Consider the following 25176-nt stretch of genomic DNA (forward strand, 5'->3'; position numbering starts at 1 on the left):
CATGCAGACGAATTTCACCGAAGAGCAACTGAAGGACGCGGGCACGGCGCGCGCAAACCAGATCCTGCGCAGCTGCGTGCATTGCGGGTTTTGCACCGCGACCTGCCCTACCTACCAAGTGCTGGGCGACGAACTGGATTCCCCCCGTGGTCGCATCTACCTGATCAAGGACATGCTGGAAAACGAGCGTGTGCCGGACGAGAACACCGTCAAGCATATCGATCGCTGCCTGTCCTGTCTGGCCTGCATGACGACCTGCCCCTCGGGGGTGCATTACATGCATCTTGTCGATCATGCCCGCGACTATATCGAGAAGCACTATGACCGCCCCTGGCACGACAAGGCCCTGCGCTGGCTGCTGGCGCGGATCCTGCCCTATCCCGGACGATTCCGGATGGCACTGCTGGCCGCCAAGATGGGCAAGCCTTTCCGCGGGTTGGTCCCGGACGCACGGCTGCGGGCGATGCTGGACATGGCGCCCGACAAGATCCCGCCGGTCAGCCGCAATGACGATCCGCAGAGCTTCCAGCCCAAGGTCGAAAGGAAGATGCGCGTGGCGCTGATGACCGGGTGCGCGCAAAAGGCGCTGAACACCGACATCAACGATGCCACGATCCGCCTGCTCACCCGGCTGGGTTGCGAAGTGGTGGTTGCGAAAGGCGCGGGCTGTTGCGGGGCGCTGACCCATCATATGGGCAAGACCGGCGAGAGCCACGCAACCGCCGCAAGGAATATCCGCGCCTGGACGGTCGAGATGAATGGCGAGGGCCTGGACGCCATTGTCATCAACACCTCGGGTTGCGGCACCACGGTCAAGGACTACGGCCATATGTTCGCCCAGGACGACCTGGCCGATGACGCGGCGCGGGTCGCCGGGATCGCGATGGACATCAGCGAGTTGCTGACCCGGCTGGACATCCCCGAAGGCGCGGCCAAGGGGCTGCGTGTCGCCTACCATGCCGCCTGTTCCCTGCAGCACGGGCAAAAGGTCAAGACGGCGCCCAAGGACCTGCTGAAACGCGCGGGATTTGAGGTTGTGGAACCCACGGACAGCCACCTTTGCTGCGGCAGCGCGGGCACCTACAACCTGATGCAGCCCGAGATTTCGGCCAAGCTCAAAGCCCGCAAGGTGCGCACGCTGGAAGCCAGGAAACCGGAGGTCATCGCCGCCGGGAACATCGGCTGCATGATGCAGATCGGCAGCGGAACCGACCTGCCCGTCGTGCACACCGTCGAGCTGTTGGACTGGGCCACCGGGGGACCGAAGCCGCGGTCGTTGACCTGACAAGAACAGTCTGAATTCAGGTCGACATTGCCTCAATTTTGCCCAGATCCGATGCGAATTTATAACCAAAGGTATAGGATAACGGTGCAGTGCGGCTTTTTCTGGTTTTCTTTCTTTGGGTATTGGGCAACGCGGCAAGCGCGCAGGGCCTGTTCAGCATGGAGTCGGCCGAGGACGGCCGCGGATGGGAGGCGGTCGGCCGAATCGAAATCGCCGGCAGTGCCTTTTGCACCGGTGCGCTCATCGCGCCCCACCTGGTGTTGACGGCGGCGCATTGCCTTTATGATCCCGATACCGGCAACCGCGTCTCGGTCGAGGACATGCAGTTCCTCGCCGGGTGGCGCAACGGGCGCGCGGCGGCCTACCGGTTGGTGCGCAAGGCGGTGCCGCATCCGGATTTCGTTTATGGCGCGCAGGCCAGCACGGATCGTGTCCGTCACGACCTGGCGCTGATCGAGCTGCAGCACCCGATCCGCAACACCACCATTTCCCCGTTCAGCGTCGGCCCCGGTCCATCCAGGGGCGAAGAGGTGGGCGTGGTGTCCTATGCCCGCGACAGGTCAGAAGCCCCGTCTTTGCAGGAAACCTGCGAGGTTCTGGCACGACAGGACGGGATGCTGGTGCTGTCCTGCGTGGTGGATTTCGGCGCCTCCGGCTCTCCGGTCTTTCGCTTGCAGGACGGGGTAACGCAGATCGTTTCCGTGGTCTCGTCCAAGGCGCAGGCCAATGGCAGGCCCGTTGCCCTGGCCAGCGGCCTGGGCGCGCCGCTGGACGCGCTGAAGACCGCGCTTGCCGCGGACCGCAATCCCGGCGCGGGTGTCGACCGCCTGGCCGCAGGCGACCGTCGCGAAACAGGGGCGCGTTTCATCCGGCCCTGAGGGTCTTGAAACCGCTCCGAACGCTTCCCAATTTCAATTGCACCGGGACGCCTATGACAGGGTTCCGGTGCTTACGACGCCTGTCCCAAGAGGGAAGGCGCACCACAGACAGGTATCGCTCAAACGGAGGATTCCATGCGACATTTCGATTTTGCCCCGCTCTACCGTGCCACTGTCGGTTTCGACCAGATTGCCGACCTGATGGACCGCGTTCTGGCCAGCGACAACGCGCAGCCGGGCTATCCCCCCTACAACATCGAAAAGACTGCCGATGATGCCTACCGCATCTCGATTGCCGTGGCCGGTTTCGCCGACGAGGACCTGTCGGTCGAGGTGAAGGAGCAGGCGCTGGTGGTCTCGGCCCGCAAGGCCGACAACGACGAAGGCAAGTCCTTCCTGCATCGTGGCATCGCGACCCGCGCTTTTGAACGCCGCTTCCACCTGGCCGACCACGTCCGGGTCCAGGGGGCGACGCATGAAAACGGCATGCTGCACATCGACCTGAAGCGCGAGATCCCCGAAGCGCTGAAGCCCCGGCGCATTGCAATCGCCAAGCCGGAGGCCCAAATGGTAGAGAAGGATGTCGTTGACGCAGAAGCCGTCAACTGATCCCAAGACCCTCGTGTGAGTAGTGCGCCCCGGGCATGTGTCCGGGGCGTTTTTTGATGCCCGACGGGCTGGCTATTGACAATTCGGCCACCATCGCCATGCAATCCTGCATGGATTGGCGCTCTGTCACCTTTGACTGGAACCGCGCACGGGCCTTTCTCGTAACCGCCGAGGAGGGGTCGCTCTCTGCTGCTGCGCGGGCGCTGGGCATGACCCAGCCGACGCTGGGACGGCAGGTCACGGCGCTGGAAGAAGAACTGGGGCTGGTGCTGTTCGAACGGGTCGGGCGGGGGCTGGTGTTGACCCAGGCCGGCACGCAATTGATGGGCCATGTACGCGCCATGGGTGAGGCGGCAGTGGGCGTGTCCCTGGCCGCGTCGGGCCAGGCGCAGGCGGCCTCCGGGCATGTGGCCGTCACCGCGTCAGAGGTCTATTCCAGTTGGCTGATGCCCCGCATTGCACGCCGGTTGCGTGACCTGGCCCCGGGGATCACGCTGGAGGTTGTCGCCTCGAACGAGATCCGCGACCTGCGCCGGCGCGAGGCCGATATCGCCATCCGCAACGCCCGCCCCGAGGAACCGGACCTGATCGCCAAGCGCGTGGGCGATGACGAGGGCACGTTCTACGGCTCCGTCGACTACCTGGAACGGGTGGGGCCAATTCACGATCCCACCGACCTCGCCCGCGCGGAGTTCATCGGTTTTGCCGACAACACCCAGTTCATGGAAGCCCTGCAAAAGCGGGGGATCCCGGTGACACCCGCGCAGTTCCCCGTCCTGACCTCTTCGCACACGGTCCATTGGGAAATGGCGCGCAGGGGCGTCGGGCTGGGCACAGTGCCATGTGGGCTGGGCGACGCCGCGCCCGAGATGCGGCGCGTTCTCCCGGACGTGACCTTTCGCTTTCCGATCTGGCTGGTTGCACATCGCGAGCTGCGGACCAGCCCGCGGGTGCGCATCGTCTGGGACCTGCTGGCAGAAGCCCTGCCGGAATTGCTGTCTCATCCGGGGTAAGCTTCGGTCCTTCGCCCCAGATTTTTTGCCAAGAAGAAACCGGGGGCGCAGGGCATCGTAGCGGATGCGCGTCCAGCAGGATGACGGCGGCGCGGTCGCCGACCCTCATCGTGGGTGCCTTGAGGTAACCTGTGGCCACGCGGGGCAGGACCGAAGCATCGACGACAAACCCTCCCTCGACCACCATGATCCTTTCGGTACCGATCCTGCCACGGACGGGCGCGAGGTCGCGTGCATTCAGAACATCACCCGCGACGAGTGTCGTGAGGGTTTCGCGGAAAATGTCTTCTCCACCCGAAAGCGCCAGACCTACTGACGCGTAGCGGAAAGACACGGAACCTCTCAATCAATATGCGCAAAGGCGCGATGAAAGGGAGGAGCACCCCGCCCTATCCATGCGAAAACGCCCCGCAGTCTCCTGCAGGGCGTTCCTAGTCAGGACGGAGCCTGCTCTCAGAGCTTGAACATCCAGAAGAAGGTCTCGCCCGAGCTGTCATCCACGCCGTCATTGTCGGTGGAGAGCCAGGCCGTGCCATCGGGGAAGATCGCCAGGCCCTCGACCTTGTCCACGATATAGCCGCCGTAGCTGGCAAGGTCGGGGATCAGGTCGCGGACTTCTTCCTTGGACACGACCGGCAGTTCTCCGCCCAGCGCGGCGGGTTCCATGTCACCCATCGGGATGCGGTAGACCTTTTTCGTGACGGCGTTGGCGCCGATCTGGTTGTCACGCTCGACCACATACATGAAGTCGCCATGCGCCACGATCTCGGACAGGCCGACCCAACCGGTGTCCGGCTCGGCCTTGGGATAGAGAACCGCGCCCCATTCACCGCTCTCGATGTTGTACGAGACCAGCTTGACGTGGTTCTTGGGATCGTCGGCCCATTCACGCTGCACGGCCATCCACAGAGTGTCACCGACGCGGGTGATCCCCTCGAAACCAAAGCGTTTCTCGACGGCGGTCAGTTCCGCGGGGATCATGATCTCGGCCGAGTTGGTCTTGATCAGCCCATCGGCGGTGACATGGTAGATTGCGTGCGGGATGCCGCGTTCGGTCCGGCCTTCGGAGGCGACCCAGAAACCGCCATTGCCGTCCAGCGTGATGCCTTCGAGGTCCAGCTTTTGCGCGGCGTCGCCGTTGGCGCGGTGGATGCGGATCACGTCCACGATGCGCGCCGGGGTCTGCGTGGTGTCGATCTTGAAGATCGAGGGCTGGAAGCCGTAGAAACTGTCGTTCACGGCCCAGACGATGCCGTCCGCATCTGCCACCATGCCAGAGATCGCGCCCCAACCGATCAGCTGCTCTGCACCTTCGGAGGTCAGCGTCGGGTACATCGCGTCGGCGTCCTGGTATTCGAAGATCATGACATGCGCGCGCACGCCGCCGTCCTCGATCAGGTCTTCCTCGTTGGCCGAGATCAGAAGATTGCGTTCGGGGATGGCGACATAGCCCTCCGGCCCGATGCCCGAAGGCAGGATCTGTTTCAGAACCGGGTTGGCCGGGTCGGTCACGTCGTAAACGCCCACGGCAGAGCCGCGCTCGGATCCGACGAAGACCATCGGCGTGCCGTCGAAGACAGCGGTTTCGATCGACTCGGGCTCGACGCCTTTGGCGTCGGACCGCTTGTCCGGGTAGTGGCCGATCTGGATCAGCGCGTGTTCGAAGGACACGCCGGATTCATAGACGACTTCGCCGGTTTTCGAGAAGATGGTCCAGCCGCGCGAGCCGCCGTCCATGTCGCCTTCGTTGGCGATGGCGAAATGATCGCTGTCGATCCACTTGACGGCATCGGGTTCCCGCTTGCGGCCTTTCTGCGACTTGTCGAAGTTCAGAGAGCCACGTTCGTCCAGCGTATCAATCATGTCCAGATCGACGGCACCGGCAGAGAAATGGCTGATGATGGAACCGTCGGCGCCTACCACGACCAGATAGTTGTTTTCCTGCAGCGTGACGATGGTTTCGCCAAGGTCGTTGATATCGACGAATTCGGGCTCCGGGTCTTCGGGGGCGACATCGGCAAGGCCCGTCAGCTCGACCTTGACCAGGTCGTCACAGGCCAGCGCGCCGTCCTTGATCTCACCGATGACCAGGAAACCGGCGGGCAACTGGCCGACGCGGCCGTCTCCCAGGTCCTCGTCCCGCTCATTCTCGATCGCCACGGAGATGCGGGTGCCGTCATTGGACACGGCAACCGAATCCGGCTGACCGCCGAGGTCGCAAGTGGCGGAGATCTTACCAGACATCACGTCGATGACGGCCAGGTGGCCCGAAGGGTCGGTGAAGCTGGCGGAGGTGTTGACGCCAACAAAGGCGGTGCTGCCCACGATGCCCACGGCGGTCGGTTCACCGTCCAGCGCCACGTTGCCCAGCGGCGCCGGGTTGGCGGGATCGGTGATGTCGATGCGGCCGATCACGCCCAGCGGGCTGTCGGTGTAGACCAGCGTCATGCCGTCTGCGGTGGCAGCAATGATCTCTGCCGAGGTTGTGCGGGAAAGGTCTTCGCCATCGGCCATGTTCAGGTAGGTGCCAAACGAGGCGATGCGATTGAAATTCATGTCTGCCGTGGCGGCGCTGGCGGCAAGGGCCAGAACGCTCGTCAGGCAGAGGGCGCGGAAATGCATGGTGTCCCCCTGTTGATAGGTACTCGGGGGGATAGGCGTCGAGAGGTAACAAGGGCGTGACGGTTCTTTGACAAAGCCATGAAACCGATTTCCTGTCCGAACCCGCATTTCCTGTGTCGCGAAATCTTTTGAATTTTTTTCGACGGAACCGACCGGCTGTTACGTTTAAGTCGTCCATGAAGCGTGAACGCAGAAAGCGTTCACGCTTCCGCCGTTTTGATGAGGAAAGACGATGATGAAAACCGCGCTACTGACCGGCTTCAGCCTTGCGATTGCCGCAACGACAACGGCATGGGCCGAGCCTGTCGAAATCTATCTTATCGACAAGCTGGACAACAAACAGAACGGCTATTGCCTGGATATCGCCAAGGGCCGCGAGCGCGATGCGAATCCCGATGATGGTTTGCAGGGGCACACCTGCTACAGTCCGGGCGGAGCCTTGGGCTATGATCAAACCTTTGAAAGCGATCGGTTCGCGGACGGCAAATTGCATATGCCGACCTTTGACGTCTGTGTGGTGGCGCCTTCGGTCACCGCAGGCAGCGCGTTGGAACTGACCGCCTGCGACGACGTCGCAAAGCAGAACTTCGTGTTTTCCGGAGAGGGCACGATCACGCCGCAGTCGGCACCGGACATGTGTTTCACCGTCGCCGAGGCCACACGGTCCGGTCGCAGTGATGCCAATCAGATCAAGGTCCTGTCGCTGGAACCCTGCGACGAGGCCCTGGCAGCCTATCAGACCTGGGGAATCCGCACCGCCGAATGAGGACCGCAAGGCAGGGCGATCAATTGAAACCCGCCGACCAGAATTGGCCGGCGGGCATTGTTCGGCCTGCGCGGCCTCAGCGGTTCAGGCTATCGGCCAGACGCATCAAGGTGATCGCCTCCTGCCGGTAGCCAAAGGGATCCTCGCCACGGGCGCCCTGCGCCAGCGCGATGGCATCACCCATGCTCCAGTCTCCGATCAGGTCGGACCCGCGCAGGACCTGGCCAAAGCCGGCGATGGCCAGCGCCCAGTCCGCCTCGGCCAGCGGGGCTGCATCGGCCATGATCGGCGTTTCGATCAGGCGGCTCTCGTCCTCGCCGGGCGCCTTGTAGCGCAACCGCAGAAAGCCCAGTTCGCCCGTGTCATCCGCCACCGGCGCCGCGTCCCCCGCCGCGTACCGCAGCGGATCGGTCATGCGGGCGGGCGAGCCTACGGGGGTGATCGCGTAGAGCGCCGTCACCTGGTGCCCGGCACCGATCTCACCCGCGTCCACCTTGTCATTGTTGAAATCCTCGCGATTCAGCGCGCGGGTCTCGTAGCCGATCAGGCGGTATTCGGAGACCAGCGCGGGGTTCCACTCGACCTGGATCTTGACGTCATCGGCGATGGGCACCAGCGCGCCGGTCAACTGGTCCACCAGCACCTTCTGCGCCTCGGCCAGCGTATCGATGTAGGAGGCGATGCCGTTGCCGGTCTGCGCCAGCGCCTGCATCGTCGCATCGTCAAGGTTGCCGCGGCCAAAGCCCAGCACCGACAGGTAGGTGCCCGCGTCGCGCTTGTCGGCGATGAAGTCCTTGAGGGCGTCGGGATCGCTGATGCCGACGTTGAAATCGCCATCCGTGGCCAGGATCACCCGGCTGACCGCATCCTCGGCCCCGTCCTTGGCCATCTGCGCGGCAGTGGCATAGGCCTGTTGCAGGCCCGCCTGCCCGGCGGTGCTGCCACCCGCGTGCATCCGGTCCAGCGCGGCAAGGATCGTCTCGCGCTCCGTCGCCTTGGTGGGTTCCAGCGCAAGGCCCGCGCTGCCCGCATAGGTGACGATGGCGATGGTGTCATTCTCTCCCAGCTGGCCCAGCATGAGGCGAAAGCTCTGCTTGAGCAGCGGCAGCTTGTCGGCGCTGTTCATCGAACCGGACGTGTCCACCAGGAACACCAGGTTCATCGGCGGCCGCGCCTCCGGCAGGACCCCTTGCAACCCGATGTGTACAATTTGTGTACCCTCAACCCAGGGGCTGTCGCTGACACCGACATGGGTCGCAAAGGGCGCATCCCCCTCGGGGGCCGGGTAATCGTAGGAGAAATAGTTGACCATCTCCTCGATCCGCACCGCGTCCTTCGGCGGCAACTGCCCCCGGTTCAGCGCATTGCGGATAAAGGCCCAAGAGGCCGTGTCGACGTCGATCGAGAAGGTCGAGACAGGTGTTTCCGCGGTGACCTTGATCGGGTTGTCATCGGCCTCGGGGAAGGTTTCGGTATTCGGGGCGGGCTGTACGATCACCGGGTCGGCAGCCGCGCCGGAGCGCTGCGCTTGAAGTTGAGAACCCCGGTTTCCAGGCTGATCCCGCCACCCGCCCCGGGCGATGCCGGGGCGATGGTCCGGTTTCGCGCGGCGCCTGCGGCCGGCGCCGGTGGTTGCGGCGAGGGTTCCGCCATCGGGCGGCCTTTCGTGACCGGCCCGGACTGGCGCACCGAGGGGTCGAACTTTCGGTTGGTCGAGACGACCGGCGCATCGCGGGTCAGGACATCCGCGGTGTCCGGGATCTCTTCGACCACCGGGGCCGGATCGGCCACGGGGCCGGTCTCGAGCACGGTCCGCGCATCTTCGCCCGGTATGAACAATTCCGGTTCGGGCGGCTGACTGTCACGGAGGACAGGGATCAGGGCCACCATCGCAATGGCGGCAATGGCGGTGGTGGCGGTCAGAAATCCACGGTTCGAAATATTGGCAAGCATCTGTCTGGCTCCTCTGAAAAAGCCCCCCTCTCGGGTGGGTTCAGAGGTCTGACGCGCCAGCGCTTCGCTTTCTTGGACGCGGTCGAAGTTTTTCATCGCCAAGGCGATCGCCTCGGCGCGCTTGTCGGGGTCGGCCTTGGGCAGGCCTGCGTCGAATGCGCGTTTCAGATCGTCCAGATCGTCGCTCATGCCTCGGCCTCCTGCATCGCCTTCAGTTTCTTCTTTGCCTCCGAGATCCGCCAGCTGACGGTACCTTCGGAGACCTCGAGGATCTGCGCCGCCTCCTTGTGGGTCACCCCGTCCAGGACGAGCGCAAGGGTTTCGCGCAGATCGACGGTGAGGCAGGTCATGGCCTGCATCAACCAATCCACGCGCTCTGCCGTCTCGGCCATTTCGGCCTGGCGCGCCAGTTCCCAGTCGCCCCAGCCATCGGCGGCCCGGGCGCGGGTGGCCGCGCGCCGGAACCGGTCCCGGGCGGCATTCACCGTGATGCGATACAGCCAGGTCGTCAGCTTGGCCTCGCCCCGAAAGCTCTGCAGCTTTGCGGGCAGCGCGGCGCAGAGATCCTGCGCCAGGTCCTCGGCCTCGGTCCGGCTGCCGGTCAGTTTCACGGCGTAGCCATAGACCCGGTCGTAAACCCGTTCGACCAGCAGCGCAAAGGCCTGCCGGTCACCGTCTGCCGCCGCACGGGCAAGGGATTCATCGCTGACATTCATGCGCATCACATGAGTGAGACGCAGGGCGAGACGCAATCCTTGGATACCTTACCCGTTTTTTCATGAGTTTTTCGTCGCGCCGCGGAGAGGATGCTGAAAGGGGGCTCCGCCCCCTCGGCCTTTGGCCTCACCCCCGGAGTATTTTCGCAGAGAAGAAGCCACAGGCGCGCGCTCTTGGCTTGCTCTCTGCTGAAATACCCCGTGCCGACACCTTGGCCACGTTAAATGTCGAGCAGGCGCGCCACCATTCGGCTATCGGGATCCGCCAACCCGTCGATGACGTCAAAATGATGTTTGCCCTCGTCCACCACCAGGCCGCAATCCCAGACCTGCGACAGTTTTTTAGCCTGGTCGAGGAAGGCGGGCCGTTCGTCGCCCCCGACCCAGACCGTCACCGGCATGGGTGGCGGCGGGGCGTAGATCGGGCTTTCGGCACGCGCCTCGCCCGCGTCGATGCGCAGATCCACATTCATCGAGGTCTGCATCAGCGGACGCAGGTCCGAGAGCGGCGAGATCGGCATGACATGGGCCACCCGTGACAGCAGGTCGGGCGCCAGAACCGCACCCATGCGCGCCACAAGGTGCCCGCCGGCGGAATGCCCGCCCAGCCGGATCGGCCCCGGGACCTCGGCCGCAGCGACGGCGACAGCCTGCGCCACCTGGCGGGTGATGTCGGAAATCCGCACCCTGGGACAGAGATCGTAGGACGGCATGGCCACCGCCCAGCCCCGCGCCCGCGCGCCTTCTGCGAAGTGCGACCAACTGGAGCGGTCGAAGCGCAGCCAGTAACCGCCATGAACGAAGACCACCAGACCTTCGGGGGGCCTCTCCGGCAGGAAGAGATCCAGCGCCTGGCGCGGCCCATGCCCGTACATCAGCCCCAGCCGCGCCTTGCCCGTGACGGCCAGCCGCTTGCGATAGGCCTCGGCCTCGGCGGCCCAGCGCGGCGGGTAGGACTCGGCCCCTGCGATGTGGGCGGCATTGGCGTATGCGTCGTCGAGGTCCATGTCTTTCTCCATTTTGGCCCTATACTTCCCGCGCACAGGGTGTTCAGCCTATGCCAGACCTGAACGGAGGATACTGAGAATGCGCGACGATGCCACCAATCTGAAGAGCCTTCTGTCCGATCCCGGCCTTCTGGAGGCCCGCGCCTATGTGAATGGCCGCTGGATCGACGGAGATGCCACTTTCGACGTCACCAACCCGGCGCGCGGCGATGTAATCGCAGAGGTCGCGGACCTGACCCGTGCGCAGGTGGGTGAGGCCATCGAGGCCGCATTTGCCGCCCAGAAGGAATGGGCGAAATGGACCGGCAAGGAACGCGCCGCCGTCCTGCGCAAGTGGTTCGACCTGCTGATCGAAAACCAGCATGACCTTGGCCTGATCATGACCGCGGAACAGGGCAAGCCGCTGGCCGAGGCCAAGGGCGAGGTCGCCTATGGCGCGGCGTTCATCGAGTTCTTTGGTGAAGAGGCCAAGCGGATCTATGGCGAGACCATTCCCGGCCACCAGCGCGACAAGCGCATCACTGTCTTGAAACAACCCGTCGGCGTCGCGGCCTCGATCACGCCGTGGAATTTCCCCAACGCCATGATCACCCGCAAGGCCGCGCCCGCCCTGGCCGCCGGCTGTGCCTTTGTCGGGCGGCCCGCGGCCGAAACGCCGCTTTCGGCCACCGCGCTGGCGGTGCTTGCAGAGCGCGCGGGCATTCCGGCGGGGGTCTTCAATATCGTCACTTCCTCGCGGTCGTCCGACGTGGGCAAGGAATTCTGCGAGAACCCCAAGGTGCGCAAGCTGACCTTTACCGGGTCGACCGAGGTGGGGCGCATCCTGATGAAACAGGCGGCGGACCAGGTGCTGAAATGCTCGATGGAACTGGGCGGAAACGCGCCCTTCATCGTTTTCGACGACGCCGACCTGGACGCGGCGGTCGAGGGCGCGATCCTCTGCAAGTTCCGCAACAACGGCCAGACCTGTGTCTGCGCCAACCGGATCTATGTCCAGGACGGTGTCTATGACGCCTTTGCCGAGAAACTGGCCGCGGCGGTCGCGAAGCTGAAGGTCGGAGACGGGCTGGAAGAAGGAACCGATCTTGGCCCACTGATCAACCAGGCCGCCGTCGACAAGGTCCGCGAGCATATCGCGGATGTCACCAACCACGGCGGCACCCTCTTGCAGGGCGGAGAGGTGCAGGACGGCACCTTCATCACTCCGGCGGTCCTGACCGGCGTCACCCAGGACATGAAGGTCGCGCAAGAGGAGACGTTCGGCCCGATGGCGCCGCTGTTCCGGTTCAAGGACGAGGACGAGGTGATCGAGATGGCCAACGACACGATCTTTGGCCTAGCCTCCTATTTCTACGCGAAGGATCTCAGCCGGGTCTACAAGGTGGCCGAGGCGTTGGAATACGGCATCGTCGGCGTCAACACGGGCATCATCTCGACCGAGGTCGCGCCCTTTGGCGGGGTCAAGCAGTCGGGTCTTGGCCGTGAGGGCAGCCACCACGGGATCGAGGATTTCCTTGAGCTGAAATACATCTGCTTGAGCGTGTGAGACCCGCGGCGCATATCACGCTTTCCGCGAACCCGAAGATACTGGCAGTCAGGAGGTCCAACTCCTGCCTGCCACGGACAGCGCCGCGGTGCGATTCGGCGCCCGCCCACAGCTGTTGCATTCCACCATTTTCGAGTTGTTTCCCGAATGATCGGACCGCGTGATCCCCGGGCCTTTGCCCCCGATTTCCTCTCTCCGTCCGGCGGCCCCTCGGAGGCAGACCTCAAGGCCTGGCGCCGGGCCGCGCAATCGGGCAAGGGCACGCCCTGGCTGGACGCCGCCCGTGCCGATGCGCTGGCGCGCTACGCGCTCAAATTCGGCGAAGGCGTTCACATGATGGAGGCCGTGGCGACCCGGTTCCGCGAACCGGTGCGCGAGGTCGGCTGGGAAATCATCGGCGCCGATGTCGATGGCCAGAACTGGGAAGACCACCGCGATCCGCAGCGCGCCTATGCCCTGATGCGGGACAAGCTGCGCACGGCCCGCGGCGCCGGTGCGGTGCTGGAATACAAGATTTGGCTGAAACCCGCCGGGAGCTGACCCCCGCCGTCCCTGTTTCAATGATGGCAGATCCCGGGCACTCTTTGTCCGGACATTCCGGGAGGACAGAGCATGACCGACAGACCGATACCCCCCTTCCGCGCCGATCATGTCGGCAGCCTCTTGCGCCCACAGGCGGTGGCCGAGGCGCGTGCCAAGGGAATCACCGGCGCGGACCTGAAGGCCGTCGAGGACGCCGAGATCCCCAAGCTGATCGCCATGCAGGAAGACCTGGGCCTGAAGGCGGTGACGGACGGCGAGGCGCGACGCGCCTTCTGGCACTATGATTTCATGGGAATGCTGACCAACTACGAGATCGAAGAAGGCAAGGGCGAAGGCTTCAGCTTTCAGGGAGTCAAGACACCCGGCGTCTTCCCGGCCATCACCGGCCCGCTGGATTTCCCCGACGATCACCCGATGCTGGACCATTTCCGCTTTGTCGCCGATCACAGCGCTGTCTGCCCCAAGATCTCGATCCCCGGGCCGTCCTGCCTGCATTTCCGGCTGGACCCGGCGCGCGTGCGGCACGACCCCTACGAAGATCTCGAGGTGCTCTTTGCCGACATCACCCGCACCTACCGGAAGGCGGTCATGGCCTTTCACGCCGCGGGCTGCCGCTACCTGCAGATGGATGACATCTTTTTCGCCTATCTCTGCGATCCGAAACACCGGGCCGAGAAGGAACGGGCCGGTCTGGACCCGGACTGGCTTATCGGCAAATACGCCGAGATGTTGCGCAACGCCATCGCCAACCGGCCCACGGACATGGTGATCGGGATGCACATGTGCCGGGGCAACTTCCAGTCGACACATGCCGCGGCCGGCGCCTACGACCTGGCCGCCGAGGCGATCTTTTCCACCGGGGTCGACATCTTCTTCATGGAATACGACACCGAGCGCGCCGGCGGGTTGGAGCCGCTGCGCCTTCTGCCCAAGGGCAAGCAGCGCGTCATGCCGGGTTTCATCACGACAAAATCGCCGGAACTTGAAACGGTGGACTGGGTGAAATCGAAGATCGACGAAGTGTCGCAATACGCCGACATCGACCAGTTGGGAATTGCCCCGCAATGCGGTTTTGCCTCCACCGAACATGGCAACGCGATCACACCTGACGACCAACGGCGCAAGCTGGAACTGGTGGTACGCTGCGCAGAGGAGATCTGGGGCGAGGTCTGACCACGCGCCGCAAAGCGGCCCCCGTTTCTTCTCTCCCAAAATACTCCGGGGAGCGCGAGGGGCTGGCCCCTCGCACCCTCCCGCGCTTGAATCACGTGCAAACGTCTGGCGTGCGTTTCTGAAGCAACCAACCGGCCGAGGGCTTTCCTGAAAATTGGGGCTTGCCAGTGCCGCCGCAACGCAGCATCCTGAACCTGGGCAGGCGATGGCGTCGCCACTTTCAGCCCCCCACCCGTCCTGAACGCCGGGACCTTGCTTTGCCAGCGCGGTAGAGGAAGGCTCCGCCGCGCCTCAGGAGGGTTTCATGGAACGTCCCCAACACTATCGTTTTCACCAGGGCCAGAAGTGCCTGCCGTTCGCACCCGAGGAATACGAGGCCCGGCTTGCCGGTCTGCGCGCGGCACTGGCGGAGGCCGGGCTTGATGCCGCCATCTTCACCTCGATGCACAACATCGCCTACTACTCGGGCTTTCTCTACTGCAGCTTCGGCCGTCCCTACGGCCTTGTCGTGACCCCGACCGAAAGCGTGACGATCAGCGCCGGGATCGACGCCGCCCAGCCCTGGCGACGCTGCCACGGCGACAACATCACCTACACCGACTGGGAGCGGAACAACTACTGGCGTGCCATCGCCTCTGTCACCGGCACCGGCAAAAGGCTGGGCTATGAGGGCGATCACATGACCCTGGCGCAAAAGGCGCTGATGGACGGCTTTCTTGCCCCGGCCCTTACCAGCGACATCGCCCCCGCCACGATGCGCCAGCGGATGCACAAGTCACCTGCCGAAATCGCGCTGATCCGCCACGGCGCCCAGGTGGCCGATGTCGGCGGCTACGCCATCCGGGACGCGATCAAGCCGGGCACAAGAGAGATCGACGTGGCAATGGCCGGTCGCGACGCGATGGAACTGGAAATCGCCAAGAGGTTCCCCGAGGCCGAGTACCGCGACACCTGGGTCTGGTTCCAGTCCGGGATAAACACCGATGGCGCGCACAACCCGGTCACCGGGCGGGTGCTGGAACGCGGCGATATCCTGTCGCTCAACACCTTCCCGATGATCTCGGGCTATTACACGGCGCTGGAACGCACGCTGTTCGTGGGTGAGGTCGACGCCGCCAGCCTGAAGGTCTGGGAGGCCAATGTCGGCGCGCATGAATACGGCATGAGCCTGCTCGAACCGGGCGTGTCCTGTGCCGAGGTGACCCACAAGATCAACGCCTTCTTTGCAGAACGCGACCTCTTGCAGTACCGGACGTTCGGTTACGGCCACTCCTTCGGCGTGCTGTCGCACTACTACGGGCGCGAGGCCGGCCTGGAACTGCGCGAGGACATCGACACGGTGCTGGAACCGGGCATGGTGATCTCGATGGAGCCGATGCTGACGATCCCCGAAGGCCAGCCCGGCGCCGGCGGATATCGCGAACACGATATCCTTGTCATCACCGAGGACGGCGCCGAGAACATCACCGGCTATCCCTACGGTCCGGAATTCAACGTGGTGGGCTGAAACGCCGGCAGGATGGGTTGATTCAACCCATCCTTTCCTCTGGCACCGGTCAGAGCCCGAACCGGGACATCTCGGCGAAATCCATCATGTCCAGCAGGGGGCGGGTCTTTTCCGGGTCGCCATCGGTCTGGACCAGGATGCGATTGGCGATCAGCGCCATCATCTGCCGATCCTGAATGGCAAATTTCTGACGCTGGATGCGCTCTGTCTTCATGCCCATCATCGCGGCATTGGCGATCATGCCCGACATGCTCATGACCATCGGGTTGTCGGCCATCAGCGTGATCTTGATCCGCTCGCCATCGGGATCGGTATAGGTCGCCTCAGCGCCCACGCCGCCACCCATCATGGCCAGCCCCTTGTTCATCTCGGTGTTGATTTCACGCGTCCAGCCATCGGGCGCCTCTGGCAGAAAGCTGCCAAGGCTGGCGGTCTTCATTTCCAGCAGCTTGGCCCGCGCCATGTCCAGTTCGTCGAGGGCGTATTGAATATCTCCGTCCTCGTAGGCTTTCAGCGCCGATTCCATCAGGTCCGAGACATCGTCGGCCTGCGCGGGCAGGGCAAAGGCGGTCAGCATCAATACGGCAAAGGTCCGGGTCACGGTAATTCTCCCTGTCAATTCCTGGCCACACCCTGACGCCGGGCGCCGGAGCAGGCAAGGTCGGGAATATCCTGCCCGTTGAATACGCGGCGCTTCGCCCCCATCCTTGTCCACATGATCCTGCAGCTTCTCCTGCCCGTGCTGGGCCTCATGCTTGTCGCCGCGCTTGTCACACGTGCGGTCGAGGCTGTCCTGCCCGAAAGCCTGGGCGCCCTGGCCGCGACAACCGTGATCTCGGGGTTGCTGGTCTGGCTGCTGACCTCGGCCGGATTCGCGCTTCTCTACACGATCGAGGACGCGCGGGTATGGGACCTGCTGGGACAGGCCCCCAGCGCCTCTCTGGGGTATTTCCTGCGGTTGGGCGCCAGCGCGGTGCTGATATGGGGACCTGTCCTGCTGCTGGTCGTCAGCACCGCCCCCCGCCGCTGGAAGACGGCGGTCTGGTGACACCCGCGGCCTTTTCCCGTTGTGACACCGCGTTTCACCGCATTCCCCGTTGATTTTTCACGCCACCCGTATCACCTCATTTTCAGGAGGGTGGGTATGTTCGCACTGGCGCGGTTCCTGATCATGGCGGCAGTCGTGCTCACGGTGGTCTACGGGTCGCTGTGGTTCTACCTGCGCGCCCGACGCCGCGAGATGCTGGAAACCGATTGGGCCGCCGACCCGGCCGAGACCCGCTCTCAAGAGGACTATGTGCAAAAGGCGCTGGAGGAATTCGACCGCAGGCGCCATCGGACCCTTGTGCTTCTGGTCTATGCCGTGCCTCTTTGCCTCGTGACCCTGATCGTGTATCTGACGAATTTCCACTGAAAGGCGCCGCGCGCATGAAATATGTGAAATGGACCCTGATCATTCTGTTCTGGCTGCTGGTGGCGGGTTTCCTTCACTACACGCTGCCCCAGCATGACGTGGCGCGGATCACCGACACCTACGAAAAGCGCGAGAACCCCAGCGACAACCCCTGGTTCTGGTCGCAGGCCAACACGGGCAGCGCGCCCGGCGGACCGCGCGACGTCTTCTTCATCCAGACGCGGCGCGCCAACAACGACATCATGGTCTACCGCAACGAGGATACCGGCTGGGGCTGGCCGCCCTATTTCAAGTTCGACACCTCGAACCTGCAGGCGGAGGCCGCGGACCTGCGCTCGACTGCCGAGAACCCCACCTGGGTGGTGATCCGCCACTATGGCTGGCGCAACGAGTTCATCTCGATCTTTCCCAATGCCGTCTCGATCCGCGAGGTCGAAGGTCCCGACGTCACCATCATTCCCTGGCTGAACATCATCATCCTGGTGACGCTGGCCGCGCTCTACTGGGCGATTCGCGTGCGTTGGCTGCGCTTCTGGGAAAACCGGGTGGACCCGGTTCTGGGCGCCGCAGGGGACAAGCTGGACGAGGGCGGCGATCGCGTGCGCGGTCTCTTCGGTCGGTCGAAGTAAGGACCGAAGTGCCCTGCCCCGGCGGGCTGCCCTTCACAGCCCGTTGTCGCTCAAAAAGCTCTCGTAACGCCTGACCAGTTCCGGATCCACCGGGTTGCCGCCGCGATTGCAGGCGCCGTTCTGCGTCCGGCTCCAGACCTCCTTCAAGGTCTCCTGCGGGATGCCGTCGAAGGAAAAGGCCCGGTGCCGTGCATATATCGCCGGGTCACCGTAATCGGCAGCTCCATATTCCATGCAAATGCACAAGGCGACGGCACCACGATCGGGCACATTTCTTCCCTCGATTCGGGCCGATTGCATGTAGGCCGGATAGCACTGAGCCATGAACTGCCGCCAATCCGGCTGAAAGCCGGTCGACGCTGCGTCCGCCAGCTCATCCGGACCTGACACTCCAGCCAGCCTTGAGATAGCGCTCTGCAGCCTGCGAACGTTCGGACCATCACACCCTTCGAGCTGCACGAGGCGCGCGGCGGCGGCCTCGATCTTGCCGATGGATTCCGGCGACGACCAAGAGGCGCTCATGGAGCGAACGAAGCGCTCCAAACTGCGCTCCACGAACAGAGGGTCGACCCTCGAAGCTGAAAACGAGGTCCTGCTCTGACCCAAGAGATTGCGCTCCTCCATCTCGATGGTTGTGCGGATGTCGATGCGCACGATGGGCTCGGACAGGCATTTGCGGGCATTTGTATTGTAGCTCCATCCTTCCAGCACGCGCAGCGCCGCAACGCGCCGTTCCTGCTCCGTCGCCATTTCCGGCTTGTCCCGCAGCAGGGACATCAAACCTTTTTCGTCGGTCAGCGCGGCCATTGGCGCGGGCAGGACCGTGTCGCCGGGCTGTGCCGTCCCGGCGATCCGGATGATCCCGTCCACGACCGTGAGCGGACCTTCGCGAGGCACAAGCCCACCCTCGGTATCCCAGCGGTCGTCAGGACTGGCTCGCCAGAAAAGCTGGAGCGGTTCGCCCGCCAGAACCTTTTGTTCGAGAAGCCCGACGAGAGCACGGGAGTCCCCGACCCGAGACATCTCATAGCCCGCGCGCAGGCCGGCCGAATGAGCCGGGCTCAAAGGGTCCACGGCCTCGATGGTCCGCGAGTTCAGCTTTGGCGCATAAAGGATGCCGGTCTTTGCATAGACCACCTGGCGGGCCCGTTCATTAGCCACCTCGAAGGTGTTCCCGCCGAGCGCAACCATGAACTCTTCGCCGCCCCGCAACTCGGGCGGGATCGGACGGCCGCCGGGCTGAATGAATTGGACACCACCCTGCAGGGCCGCCTCTACGCAGGCCATGTCAGAGCACCTGATATCTTGCCCGTCCAATGGCCGGATTCTGAAGCCGGAAAAAGTCAAACCCGTGTCAAACCGCTGCGGAATACGCGGGGCAAGAATATTGAAACCGCCAAGGACGAACCCATCAGCGCCGTGCACGAGTTCGAACCCCATGACCTCGCGTACGATGTCGGAAGCCCCTTCCAGCGGAACGGATTCATCAAAGGGCTGCAGGCTCATGTCCTGTGCCATCGTACATGTTGCGCCAAAGACTCCAAGGATCATGGCCAGGACCCGAGGCGCCCAGATGGCGTCAGATCCTTTGCGACGCTGCGTGCGTGTCAATGAATGGACGTGTTCAAGCAATGAATTCACTCCCGATGCGTTTCTTGAAAAAGCGTCTGTAAAATGACGTCCCTGGCCGGGCACAGCTGCGCCCCACCGTGAGACTGAAGAAAGTGTATTCAAAACGCGATTCTGATCAATGGGACAAGGGAAGGTTCCGGACCTCTTGCCCCGGGTGCCGACGCGACGCACCGATTGCCGCCAACGGCGCTCCGAGAACAGCCAGCCTATCGCATCGTTCCCCGGATCGCTCTCGCATCCGGCCCCGGTTCAGCGTTTGCCGTAGTAGAGACCGACCACATGCTCGGCCTCGGCAAAGAATAGCCAGCGGGCGGTCAGCACGCCCGCCACATGGGCCAGCACCGCCAGGACCGCCAGCCAATGCCCGAAAGGCAACAACAGCAGGAATGCGGGCAGGCCCACCATCAGTCCCAGCGCAATCAGCCGCAATTTGTGCGCGTGTTTGCGCCCGACCACAAAGACCATATCGCGCAGCAGGTAATTACTGCCCGTGTGCGGCGGCTCAAAGGCACGGACCTTGCCGATCTGGCCGAGTCCGGTGGCGCTTTCGATGGTGGTGCCGGAGGCGGCCAGCCGTCGGTCCCCCGCCAGCCACCACCCCCCCTGTGCCAGCGCGGCCAACCCGATCAGGACAAGCCCCGTGGTCACGCGGCCCGACAGCAGAGCCCCACCGCCCAGCGCGTAGAGTTGGAACAGCACCGGCGTCGACCAATGGTGCCAGCGCGGAACGGTTTTCAGCTGGGTGTAGATCATCGAGGTGGTGAAAACGGTGGCGAGGCACAGGATCGCCCCCAACCAGCCAAGCACATGAACCTGCAGACCGAAGAACACCAGCAGAGCCGCGTAGACCCCCATGACGACCAGCGCCGCACAGGCCGTCCATGCCTCGCGCGAAAGCCAGCTTGACCGCCATTGCGTAAAGGCCTTGAGCGCCCGTTCGGGACGGCCAAGGTGCAGCGTGGAGGCCATGAGACCGCCGATGGCCAGAACGTGGCCGATCAGGAAGAAGGCGAAGGCAATCCAGCCGGTCGGCGCATCCGGATCGACGCCAAGCCAGAACAGCAGGCCAAGACCGAGGCCGGAGAAGGTGGTAAAGGCGATGATCGAAGGCGCCGGGTGCATTCAGAGTTTCTCCAGCGTCTTGTCGATCCAGGCAAGAAAACCGCGCGGCTCTTCGGCCACCGGTTCCAGGAACGGGGCCAGGACGTCGACCTCTCCCTGCCAGCTGTCGCGCGGACGCGGCGGCAGGTACTTGTTGACGGGCTTCGTGCCCTGTTCCGGCATCAGGTCCATGCCACCTCGGTCCGCCACCAGGCGCGAAACGTCGCTGTCGGGGTCAGAAAGATCGCCGAAATGCCGCGCGCCTGCCGGACAGGTCCGCACGCAGGCGGGGGTCCGGTCCTCCTCGGGGAGGGTCTCGTTGTAGATGCGATCGACACAAAGCGTGCATTTCTTCATGACACCTTCGGCGAGGTCCAGTTCGCGCGCGCCATAGGGGCAGGCCCAGGCGCAGAGGCCGCAGCCGATGCAGTCGGTTTCGTTGACGAGCACGATGCCGTCCTCGGTGCGCTTGTAGCTGGCCCCGGTGGGGCAGACGGTGACGCAGGGCGCGTCCTGACAGTGCAGGCAGGACTTGGGGAAATGCACCAGCTGTGCCGGGGCGTCGTCGGGCTGAACCTCGTAGCTGTGCACGCGGTTGAGGAAAGTGCCCGAGGGATCGGCGCCGTAGGGATCCTGGTCCGAGAGCGGCGCACCGTAATTCTCGGTGTTCCAGCCCTTGCAGGAGATCACGCAGGCATGACAGCCGACGCAGGTGTCGAGATCGATGACAAGCCCGAGGCTGCGGGTCGTCTGTTCCGGCAAGGTCGTCATGTGCGGCCCCCGTGATCCAGCGGCGCCGCTGACGCGGCACAGGTTTCTTCAAGGGGCGCTGCCCCCGTCTCCCTTTGGTCGACTCCCCCGGAGGTATTTTTGGCCCAAAGAAACATCAGGGTTTGGTCTTCCATGCCAGTTGCGCCGGCCCCTGCCCGACAGGCGAAGTGATTTCACCAAAAGACGGCTGGCTTTCGGCGGCTGGAGTGACCTTTTCGATGCGCACACGCAGGTCGAACCAGGCGGCCTGGCCCGTGACCGGGTCGGAATTGGACCAGCGGAGTCCGTCGCCCTTTGGGGGGAGCAGTTCGTGGATCAGGTGGTTGAGCAGGAAGCCTTGCGTCGCCTCGGGGGCGCCCGGTTTCAACGCCCAGGCCCCCTTGCGCTTGCCGATGGCGTTCCAGGTCCAGATCGTGTGCGGGTTGAGCGCGGCCATTTCCATCACCGGCACTGTGATGTCACCGTGAGGCGAGGTGATGCGTGCCCAATCGCCGTCCGAGAGGCCGTGGTCCCGCATCAGGCGCGTGGGCAGGTACATCGGGTTGTGACCATGCAGTTGCCGCAACCAGGCGTTCTGACTGCCCCAACTGTGGTACATCGCCATCGGGCGCTGTGTCAGGGCGTGGACAGGGTATGTGCCGGGATCGCCGGCGTCGGGCGCGTACCAGATCGGCATCGGGTCGAGCTTTGCACGGATTTGTCCGCGCAGGTGGTCGGGCGGCTGGCGGTCGCCCTGCCCTTCGGCCGCTCGCTGAAAGCGACGCAAGGGTTCGACGTAGAGCTGAAAGAGGTAGGGTGCGGCCGAATCGCAGAGCCCGGCCGTGACCGCCCAGTCCTGGTAAGCGCGGTTCCAGGGTTTGAAATACTGCGCCTCTACCGGGATGTGCATTGCAAAGTGGCCGCCGTTGGCGATGTAGCTGTCGATCTGCGCGGCATTGGGTGCGCCGCGCCCGTGTGTCAGGCCGGTATCCGACATGCGCCAGCCGGCCAGAGGACCGATGCCCGGGCGCCGTTGGTGGGTCTGGATGTAGTCCGCGTAGTCGGCGTAGGTCGGCGTTCCGTCCTCGTCGATCATGCCCGGCAGGCCAAGCCGCGCGCCGAGGTCCAGGAGCACCGACTGGAAGCCCCGCACGTCCCGGTCCGGCTCCACCACCGGCCAGCGGATGGCATCCGCCGCCGCGTCCGGCTCGGAGATCGGGCGGTCGAGCAGCGAGATGCAGTCGTGGCGTTCCAGGTAGGTCGTGTCGGGCAGGATCAGGTCGGCATAGGCGACCATCTCGGATGAGTAGGCATCCGAATAGATGATGCGCGGGATCTTGTAGTCGCCGTTTTCGTCGGTGTCGGTCAGCATCTCCATGACACCGCTGGTGTTCATAGAGGAATTCCACGCCATGTTCGCCATGTAGAGAAACAGCGTGTCGATCCGGTAGGGATCGCCCGCGTGCGCGTTGGAGATGACCATGTGCATCAGACCATGCGCCGACAGCGGGTTTTCCCAGGTAAAGGCCTTGTCGATGCGCAACGGCTGGCCCTTGTCCGACAGTGCCAAGTCCTCGGGCCCTTGCGGGTAGCCAAGGTGCGGCCCCTTCAACGGCTGGCCGGGCGCTGCCTGCGCATGGGGGCGCGGATGGGCCTCGGCCGGTTTCGGATAGGGCGGTTTGAAACGCATGCCACCGGGGGTTTCCACCGCGCCCAGAAGGATCTGCAGGATGTGGAGGGCGCGGCAGGTCTGAAACCCGTTGGCATGGGCGGAAATCCCGCGCATCGCATGGATCGCCACCGGGCGTCCCACCATGCGGTCATGCCTTTCGCCGCGGAAATCCGTCCAGGGCTGATCCAGAATCACCGGGTCGTCGAAGGCCGCGCGGGCCAGCTCCGCGGCCAGTGCGCGGATCCGTTCGGGCGTCAGGCCACAGCGCTCGGCCACGGCCTCTGGTGCATATTGCGGATCGAGGTAGCGTTCCGCGATGCGGTGCATGACAGAGGTATGGGTGACACCCGCGCGCCGAATCTGGCCAGTCAGGTCGGGCCATACGCCGGGCAAGTCAAAGGCGGTCGGCTTGCCGGACTCGCGGCAGATCACCTGCGGCTTGCCATCCTCGCCGCGCAGGAAAAGACCATAGTCAGGTGATTTCGGGTCGCAATCCAGCAGGACCGGCGCATTGGTGAAGCGCGCCAGGTAATCGAGGTCGATCCGTCCGGCCTTGAGCAGGCAATGCACCAGCGAGAGGATCAAGAGCCCATCGGTGCCGGGCGTGATCCCGATCCAGTCGTCCGCGACGGCGTTGTAGCCGGAACGGATCGGATTGACCCCGATCACCTTGGCGCCGCGCGCCTTCAACCGCCCGAGTCCCATCTTGATCGGGTTGCTGTCGTGGTCTTCGGCCACGCCGAACAGCAGGAACAGCCTTGCGTGTTCCCAGTCGGGCGCGCCGAACTCCCAGAAGGCGCCGCCCATCGTGTAGATGCCTGCCGTCGCCATGTTGACGGAACAGAAACCGCCATGCGCGGCGAAATTGGGCGTGCCATAGGCCTGCGCCCACCAGCCGGTAAAGCTCTGGCTCTGGTCACGCCCGGTGAAGAAGGCCAGCTTTTCGGGCGCGGTTTCTCGCAGTGGTTTCAGCCAGCCGACCGCCGTTTTCAGCGCCTCCTCCCAGCTGATTTCCTCGAACTGGCCCGAGCCGCGTGGACCGACGCGTTTCAGCGGTGCGCGCAGGCGCGACGGCGCGTTGTGCTGCATGATCCCGGCGCTGCCCTTGGCACAAAGCACGCCCTTGTTGACGGGGTGATCGCGGTTGCCCTCGATATAGGCGACCTTGCCAGCCTTCATGTGCACGTTGATGCCACAGCGGCAGGCGCACATGTAACAAGTGGTCTTGCGGACTTCGTCCGAGACCTTGGGCGACGTCTCAACCCGAGGCTGTGCCATGTCCCCTCCCTACAGCGCCTTATGATCGGCGCAAAAGTTGATGCATCATTCGTATATCAATTCTGCCGTTCCGCAAGCCTGCGCAACACCGTTCCGTTTTCTTGCTCCGTACGGGATGATTTTCCCGAATTGCATCGCCTGACAAGAGCTGTCTTCCCGACGAGGCGCGTTGATCTTTGACCCTGCATCGCGCCAAAGTCACCGCTACGAACGGAGGGAGGACGACCGGCATGGCATTCCTGGAGCAGGCATTTGACCGGGCGCGGGCGCGCCGCGCGCGCGTCGTCTTTCCCGAGATCGCGGAGCCGCGCGTAGCGGCAGCCTGTGAAAGGTTGCGCGCAGAAGGCCTGGCAGAACCCGTCGGCCTGGTCCCGACGAGCGACACCATGATCGCCACGCTGGTCGAGGCGCGCGGCGTGAAGGAAAGCCTGGCCCGCCGGATGCTGGACCGCCCGCTGTACCGTGCCGCCGCGATGGTCGCGGCCGGAGAGGCCGAGGCAATGGTGGCAGGCGCCGATGCGCCAACGCGGCGCGTGATCGAGGCGGCCTCGATCGCCATTGGCCTGGCCGAAGGCGTCAGCCTGCCGTCCTCCTTTTTTGCCATGCTGATGCCCGACGGACGGAGCCTGATCTTTGCCGACTGCGCGGTGATCCTGTCGCCGGATGCCGAAGGTCTGGCCGCCATCGCGCGAGCCTCAGAACGCACGGCACGGGCCTTGTTGGGCGAAGCGCGGGTGGCGCTCTTGTCCTTCTCCACCGGGACCAGCGGCGCCGGTGACAGCGTGGACAAGGTGCGCGCCGCGGCAGAAATGACGGGTTTCGCGGGGCCGGTGCAGGCGGATGCGGCACTGAACCCTTTGATCGCCGCGAAAAAGGGCATGGGGGCGGGGGATGCCAACGTGCTGGTCTTTCCCGATCTCGATTCCGGCAACATCGGGTACAAGCTGGTGCAGGAACTGGCCGGGGCGCAGGCGCTCGGGCCGATCCTGCAGGGGTTCCGCAAGCCGGTCTGCGACCTGTCGCGCGGCGCCACGGTTGATGACATCGTGGCGGCAACGGCGGTGACGCTGGCGCTGGACTGA

General features: G+C 64.3%; 23 protein-coding genes. 13 read left to right on the forward strand and 10 right to left on the reverse strand.

Going from position 1 to position 25176, the window contains the following annotated elements; all coding sequences use genetic code 11:
- Window position 1: 1 nt before the first annotated feature.
- From glcF to ACQY5B_RS22540, 4 genes are all read left to right on the forward strand, one after another.
- Complete coding sequence (gene glcF, locus ACQY5B_RS22525) at window positions 2-1285, forward strand: glycolate oxidase subunit GlcF (RefSeq protein ID WP_420327277.1); 1284 nt, start codon at window positions 2-4, stop codon at window positions 1283-1285.
- A gap of 89 nt (window positions 1286-1374) precedes the next feature.
- On the forward strand, window positions 1375-2163 hold the full coding sequence (locus tag ACQY5B_RS22530; RefSeq protein WP_371931720.1) for a trypsin-like serine peptidase: 789 nt from the start codon (window positions 1375-1377) through the stop codon (window positions 2161-2163).
- A 135-nt stretch (window positions 2164-2298) separates the two neighbouring features.
- Window positions 2299-2772: an Hsp20 family protein gene (locus ACQY5B_RS22535; RefSeq protein ID WP_305967858.1), complete on the forward strand. Its 474-nt coding sequence runs from the start codon at window positions 2299-2301 to the stop codon at window positions 2770-2772.
- A 110-nt stretch (window positions 2773-2882) separates the two neighbouring features.
- The gene (locus ACQY5B_RS22540) at window positions 2883-3785 is read left to right on the forward strand and encodes a LysR family transcriptional regulator (protein ID WP_305967857.1); all 903 of its coding nucleotides are present in this window, start codon (window positions 2883-2885) and stop codon (window positions 3783-3785) included.
- Window positions 3786-4238: 453 nt separating this feature from the next.
- On the opposite strand, the gene ACQY5B_RS22545 is transcribed toward ACQY5B_RS22540, so the two are convergent.
- The gene (locus ACQY5B_RS22545; RefSeq protein ID WP_420327274.1) at window positions 4239-6407 is read right to left on the reverse strand and encodes an esterase-like activity of phytase family protein; all 2169 of its coding nucleotides are present in this window, start codon (window positions 6405-6407) and stop codon (window positions 4239-4241) included.
- Window positions 6408-6642: 235 nt separating this feature from the next.
- Between ACQY5B_RS22545 and ACQY5B_RS22550 the strand changes: the two genes are divergently transcribed.
- Window positions 6643-7173: a DNA-directed RNA polymerase subunit beta family protein gene (locus ACQY5B_RS22550; RefSeq protein ID WP_420327272.1), complete on the forward strand. Its 531-nt coding sequence runs from the start codon at window positions 6643-6645 to the stop codon at window positions 7171-7173.
- Between the two features lie 76 nt (window positions 7174-7249).
- On the opposite strand, the gene ACQY5B_RS22555 is transcribed toward ACQY5B_RS22550, so the two are convergent.
- From ACQY5B_RS22555 to ACQY5B_RS22570, 4 genes are all read right to left on the reverse strand, one after another.
- Complete coding sequence (locus ACQY5B_RS22555; protein ID WP_428400309.1) at window positions 7250-8671, reverse strand: vWA domain-containing protein; 1422 nt, start codon at window positions 8669-8671, stop codon at window positions 7250-7252.
- Complete coding sequence (locus ACQY5B_RS22560) at window positions 8668-9315, reverse strand: hypothetical protein (protein WP_428400310.1); 648 nt, start codon at window positions 9313-9315, stop codon at window positions 8668-8670. Before ACQY5B_RS22560 ends, ACQY5B_RS22555 begins: the two co-directional genes overlap by 4 nt.
- Window positions 9312-9842, reverse strand: coding sequence for an RNA polymerase sigma factor (locus ACQY5B_RS22565; protein WP_420328580.1), 531 nt, complete (start codon window positions 9840-9842; stop codon window positions 9312-9314). The genes ACQY5B_RS22560 and ACQY5B_RS22565 overlap by 4 nt, the downstream gene beginning before the upstream one ends.
- 221 nt (window positions 9843-10063) lie before the next feature.
- On the reverse strand, window positions 10064-10849 hold the full coding sequence (locus tag ACQY5B_RS22570; protein ID WP_420327269.1) for a hormone-sensitive lipase: 786 nt from the start codon (window positions 10847-10849) through the stop codon (window positions 10064-10066).
- Window positions 10850-10928: 79 nt separating this feature from the next.
- Between ACQY5B_RS22570 and ACQY5B_RS22575 the strand changes: the two genes are divergently transcribed.
- From ACQY5B_RS22575 to ACQY5B_RS22590, 4 genes are all read left to right on the forward strand, one after another.
- Window positions 10929-12395: an NAD-dependent succinate-semialdehyde dehydrogenase gene (locus ACQY5B_RS22575; RefSeq protein WP_420327267.1), complete on the forward strand. Its 1467-nt coding sequence runs from the start codon at window positions 10929-10931 to the stop codon at window positions 12393-12395.
- A gap of 147 nt (window positions 12396-12542) precedes the next feature.
- The gene (locus ACQY5B_RS22580; RefSeq protein ID WP_420327265.1) at window positions 12543-12935 is read left to right on the forward strand and encodes a hypothetical protein; all 393 of its coding nucleotides are present in this window, start codon (window positions 12543-12545) and stop codon (window positions 12933-12935) included.
- Window positions 12936-13007: 72 nt separating this feature from the next.
- Window positions 13008-14111, forward strand: a complete 1104-nt coding sequence (locus ACQY5B_RS22585; RefSeq protein ID WP_420327263.1) for a 5-methyltetrahydropteroyltriglutamate--homocysteine S-methyltransferase — start codon at window positions 13008-13010, stop codon at window positions 14109-14111.
- Window positions 14112-14415: 304 nt separating this feature from the next.
- Window positions 14416-15618, forward strand: a complete 1203-nt coding sequence (locus tag ACQY5B_RS22590; RefSeq protein WP_420327261.1) for an aminopeptidase P family protein — start codon at window positions 14416-14418, stop codon at window positions 15616-15618.
- Window positions 15619-15667: 49 nt separating this feature from the next.
- On the opposite strand, the gene ACQY5B_RS22595 is transcribed toward ACQY5B_RS22590, so the two are convergent.
- The gene (locus ACQY5B_RS22595; RefSeq protein ID WP_420327259.1) at window positions 15668-16219 is read right to left on the reverse strand and encodes a hypothetical protein; all 552 of its coding nucleotides are present in this window, start codon (window positions 16217-16219) and stop codon (window positions 15668-15670) included.
- Window positions 16220-16333: 114 nt separating this feature from the next.
- Here ACQY5B_RS22595 and ACQY5B_RS22600 point away from each other — a divergent pair, with 114 nt between their 5' ends.
- From ACQY5B_RS22600 to ACQY5B_RS22610, 3 genes are all read left to right on the forward strand, one after another.
- Window positions 16334-16666, forward strand: coding sequence for a hypothetical protein (locus ACQY5B_RS22600; RefSeq protein WP_305967846.1), 333 nt, complete (start codon window positions 16334-16336; stop codon window positions 16664-16666).
- Between the two features lie 96 nt (window positions 16667-16762).
- Window positions 16763-17032 carry a hypothetical protein gene (locus tag ACQY5B_RS22605; protein ID WP_305967845.1) on the forward strand — a complete coding sequence of 90 codons (270 nt, stop codon included), beginning with the start codon at window positions 16763-16765 and terminating at the stop codon, window positions 17030-17032.
- A gap of 14 nt (window positions 17033-17046) precedes the next feature.
- Window positions 17047-17661 carry a DUF1523 family protein gene (locus ACQY5B_RS22610; RefSeq protein ID WP_305967844.1) on the forward strand — a complete coding sequence of 205 codons (615 nt, stop codon included), beginning with the start codon at window positions 17047-17049 and terminating at the stop codon, window positions 17659-17661.
- Window positions 17662-17694: 33 nt separating this feature from the next.
- Here the strand turns inward: ACQY5B_RS22610 and ACQY5B_RS22615 are convergent, their stop codons facing one another.
- The 4 genes from ACQY5B_RS22615 to ACQY5B_RS22630 form a co-directional block, all read right to left on the reverse strand.
- Complete coding sequence (locus tag ACQY5B_RS22615; RefSeq protein ID WP_420327257.1) at window positions 17695-19179, reverse strand: hypothetical protein; 1485 nt, start codon at window positions 19177-19179, stop codon at window positions 17695-17697.
- Window positions 19180-19542: 363 nt separating this feature from the next.
- A complete protein-coding gene (locus tag ACQY5B_RS22620; protein ID WP_420327256.1) occupies window positions 19543-20415 on the reverse strand; it encodes a dimethyl sulfoxide reductase anchor subunit family protein in 873 nt (290 codons plus the stop codon).
- Window positions 20416-21165: a 4Fe-4S dicluster domain-containing protein gene (locus ACQY5B_RS22625; RefSeq protein WP_305967841.1), complete on the reverse strand. Its 750-nt coding sequence runs from the start codon at window positions 21163-21165 to the stop codon at window positions 20416-20418.
- Between the two features lie 115 nt (window positions 21166-21280).
- The gene (locus ACQY5B_RS22630) at window positions 21281-24094 is read right to left on the reverse strand and encodes a molybdopterin oxidoreductase family protein (RefSeq protein WP_420327254.1); all 2814 of its coding nucleotides are present in this window, start codon (window positions 24092-24094) and stop codon (window positions 21281-21283) included.
- A gap of 230 nt (window positions 24095-24324) precedes the next feature.
- Between ACQY5B_RS22630 and ACQY5B_RS22635 the strand changes: the two genes are divergently transcribed.
- Window positions 24325-25176 carry a phosphate acyltransferase gene (locus ACQY5B_RS22635; RefSeq protein ID WP_420327252.1) on the forward strand — a complete coding sequence of 284 codons (852 nt, stop codon included), beginning with the start codon at window positions 24325-24327 and terminating at the stop codon, window positions 25174-25176.

Origin of the sequence: Antarctobacter sp. (genome assembly GCF_965277915.1) — a bacterium.
Lineage (GTDB): Bacteria > Pseudomonadota > Alphaproteobacteria > Rhodobacterales > Rhodobacteraceae > Antarctobacter.

Bases quoted from the DNA above. Each gene is read 5' to 3' on its own strand.
- glcF (WP_420327277.1), top strand. From the start codon at position 2: ATGCAGACGAATTTCACCGAAGAGCAACTGAAGGACGCGGGCACGGCG.
- ACQY5B_RS22535 (WP_305967858.1), top strand. From the start codon at position 2,299: ATGCGACATTTCGATTTTGCCCCGCTCTACCGTGCCACTGTCGGTTTC.
- ACQY5B_RS22540 (WP_305967857.1), top strand. From the start codon at position 2,883: ATGGATTGGCGCTCTGTCACCTTTGACTGGAACCGCGCACGGGCCTTT.
- ACQY5B_RS22545 (WP_420327274.1), bottom strand. From the start codon at position 6,407: ATGCATTTCCGCGCCCTCTGCCTGACGAGCGTTCTGGCCCTTGCCGCC.
- ACQY5B_RS22550 (WP_420327272.1), top strand. From the start codon at position 6,643: ATGAAAACCGCGCTACTGACCGGCTTCAGCCTTGCGATTGCCGCAACG.
- ACQY5B_RS22560 (WP_428400310.1), bottom strand. From the start codon at position 9,315: ATGAGCGACGATCTGGACGATCTGAAACGCGCATTCGACGCAGGCCTG.
- ACQY5B_RS22565 (WP_420328580.1), bottom strand. From the start codon at position 9,842: ATGAATGTCAGCGATGAATCCCTTGCCCGTGCGGCGGCAGACGGTGAC.
- ACQY5B_RS22570 (WP_420327269.1), bottom strand. From the start codon at position 10,849: ATGGACCTCGACGACGCATACGCCAATGCCGCCCACATCGCAGGGGCC.
- ACQY5B_RS22575 (WP_420327267.1), top strand. From the start codon at position 10,929: ATGCGCGACGATGCCACCAATCTGAAGAGCCTTCTGTCCGATCCCGGC.
- ACQY5B_RS22580 (WP_420327265.1), top strand. From the start codon at position 12,543: ATGATCGGACCGCGTGATCCCCGGGCCTTTGCCCCCGATTTCCTCTCT.
- ACQY5B_RS22585 (WP_420327263.1), top strand. From the start codon at position 13,008: ATGACCGACAGACCGATACCCCCCTTCCGCGCCGATCATGTCGGCAGC.
- ACQY5B_RS22590 (WP_420327261.1), top strand. From the start codon at position 14,416: ATGGAACGTCCCCAACACTATCGTTTTCACCAGGGCCAGAAGTGCCTG.
- ACQY5B_RS22600 (WP_305967846.1), top strand. From the start codon at position 16,334: ATGATCCTGCAGCTTCTCCTGCCCGTGCTGGGCCTCATGCTTGTCGCC.
- ACQY5B_RS22605 (WP_305967845.1), top strand. From the start codon at position 16,763: ATGTTCGCACTGGCGCGGTTCCTGATCATGGCGGCAGTCGTGCTCACG.
- ACQY5B_RS22610 (WP_305967844.1), top strand. From the start codon at position 17,047: ATGAAATATGTGAAATGGACCCTGATCATTCTGTTCTGGCTGCTGGTG.
- ACQY5B_RS22615 (WP_420327257.1), bottom strand. From the start codon at position 19,179: ATGGCACAGGACATGAGCCTGCAGCCCTTTGATGAATCCGTTCCGCTG.
- ACQY5B_RS22620 (WP_420327256.1), bottom strand. From the start codon at position 20,415: ATGCACCCGGCGCCTTCGATCATCGCCTTTACCACCTTCTCCGGCCTC.
- ACQY5B_RS22625 (WP_305967841.1), bottom strand. From the start codon at position 21,165: ATGACGACCTTGCCGGAACAGACGACCCGCAGCCTCGGGCTTGTCATC.
- ACQY5B_RS22630 (WP_420327254.1), bottom strand. From the start codon at position 24,094: ATGGCACAGCCTCGGGTTGAGACGTCGCCCAAGGTCTCGGACGAAGTC.
- ACQY5B_RS22635 (WP_420327252.1), top strand. From the start codon at position 24,325: ATGGCATTCCTGGAGCAGGCATTTGACCGGGCGCGGGCGCGCCGCGCG.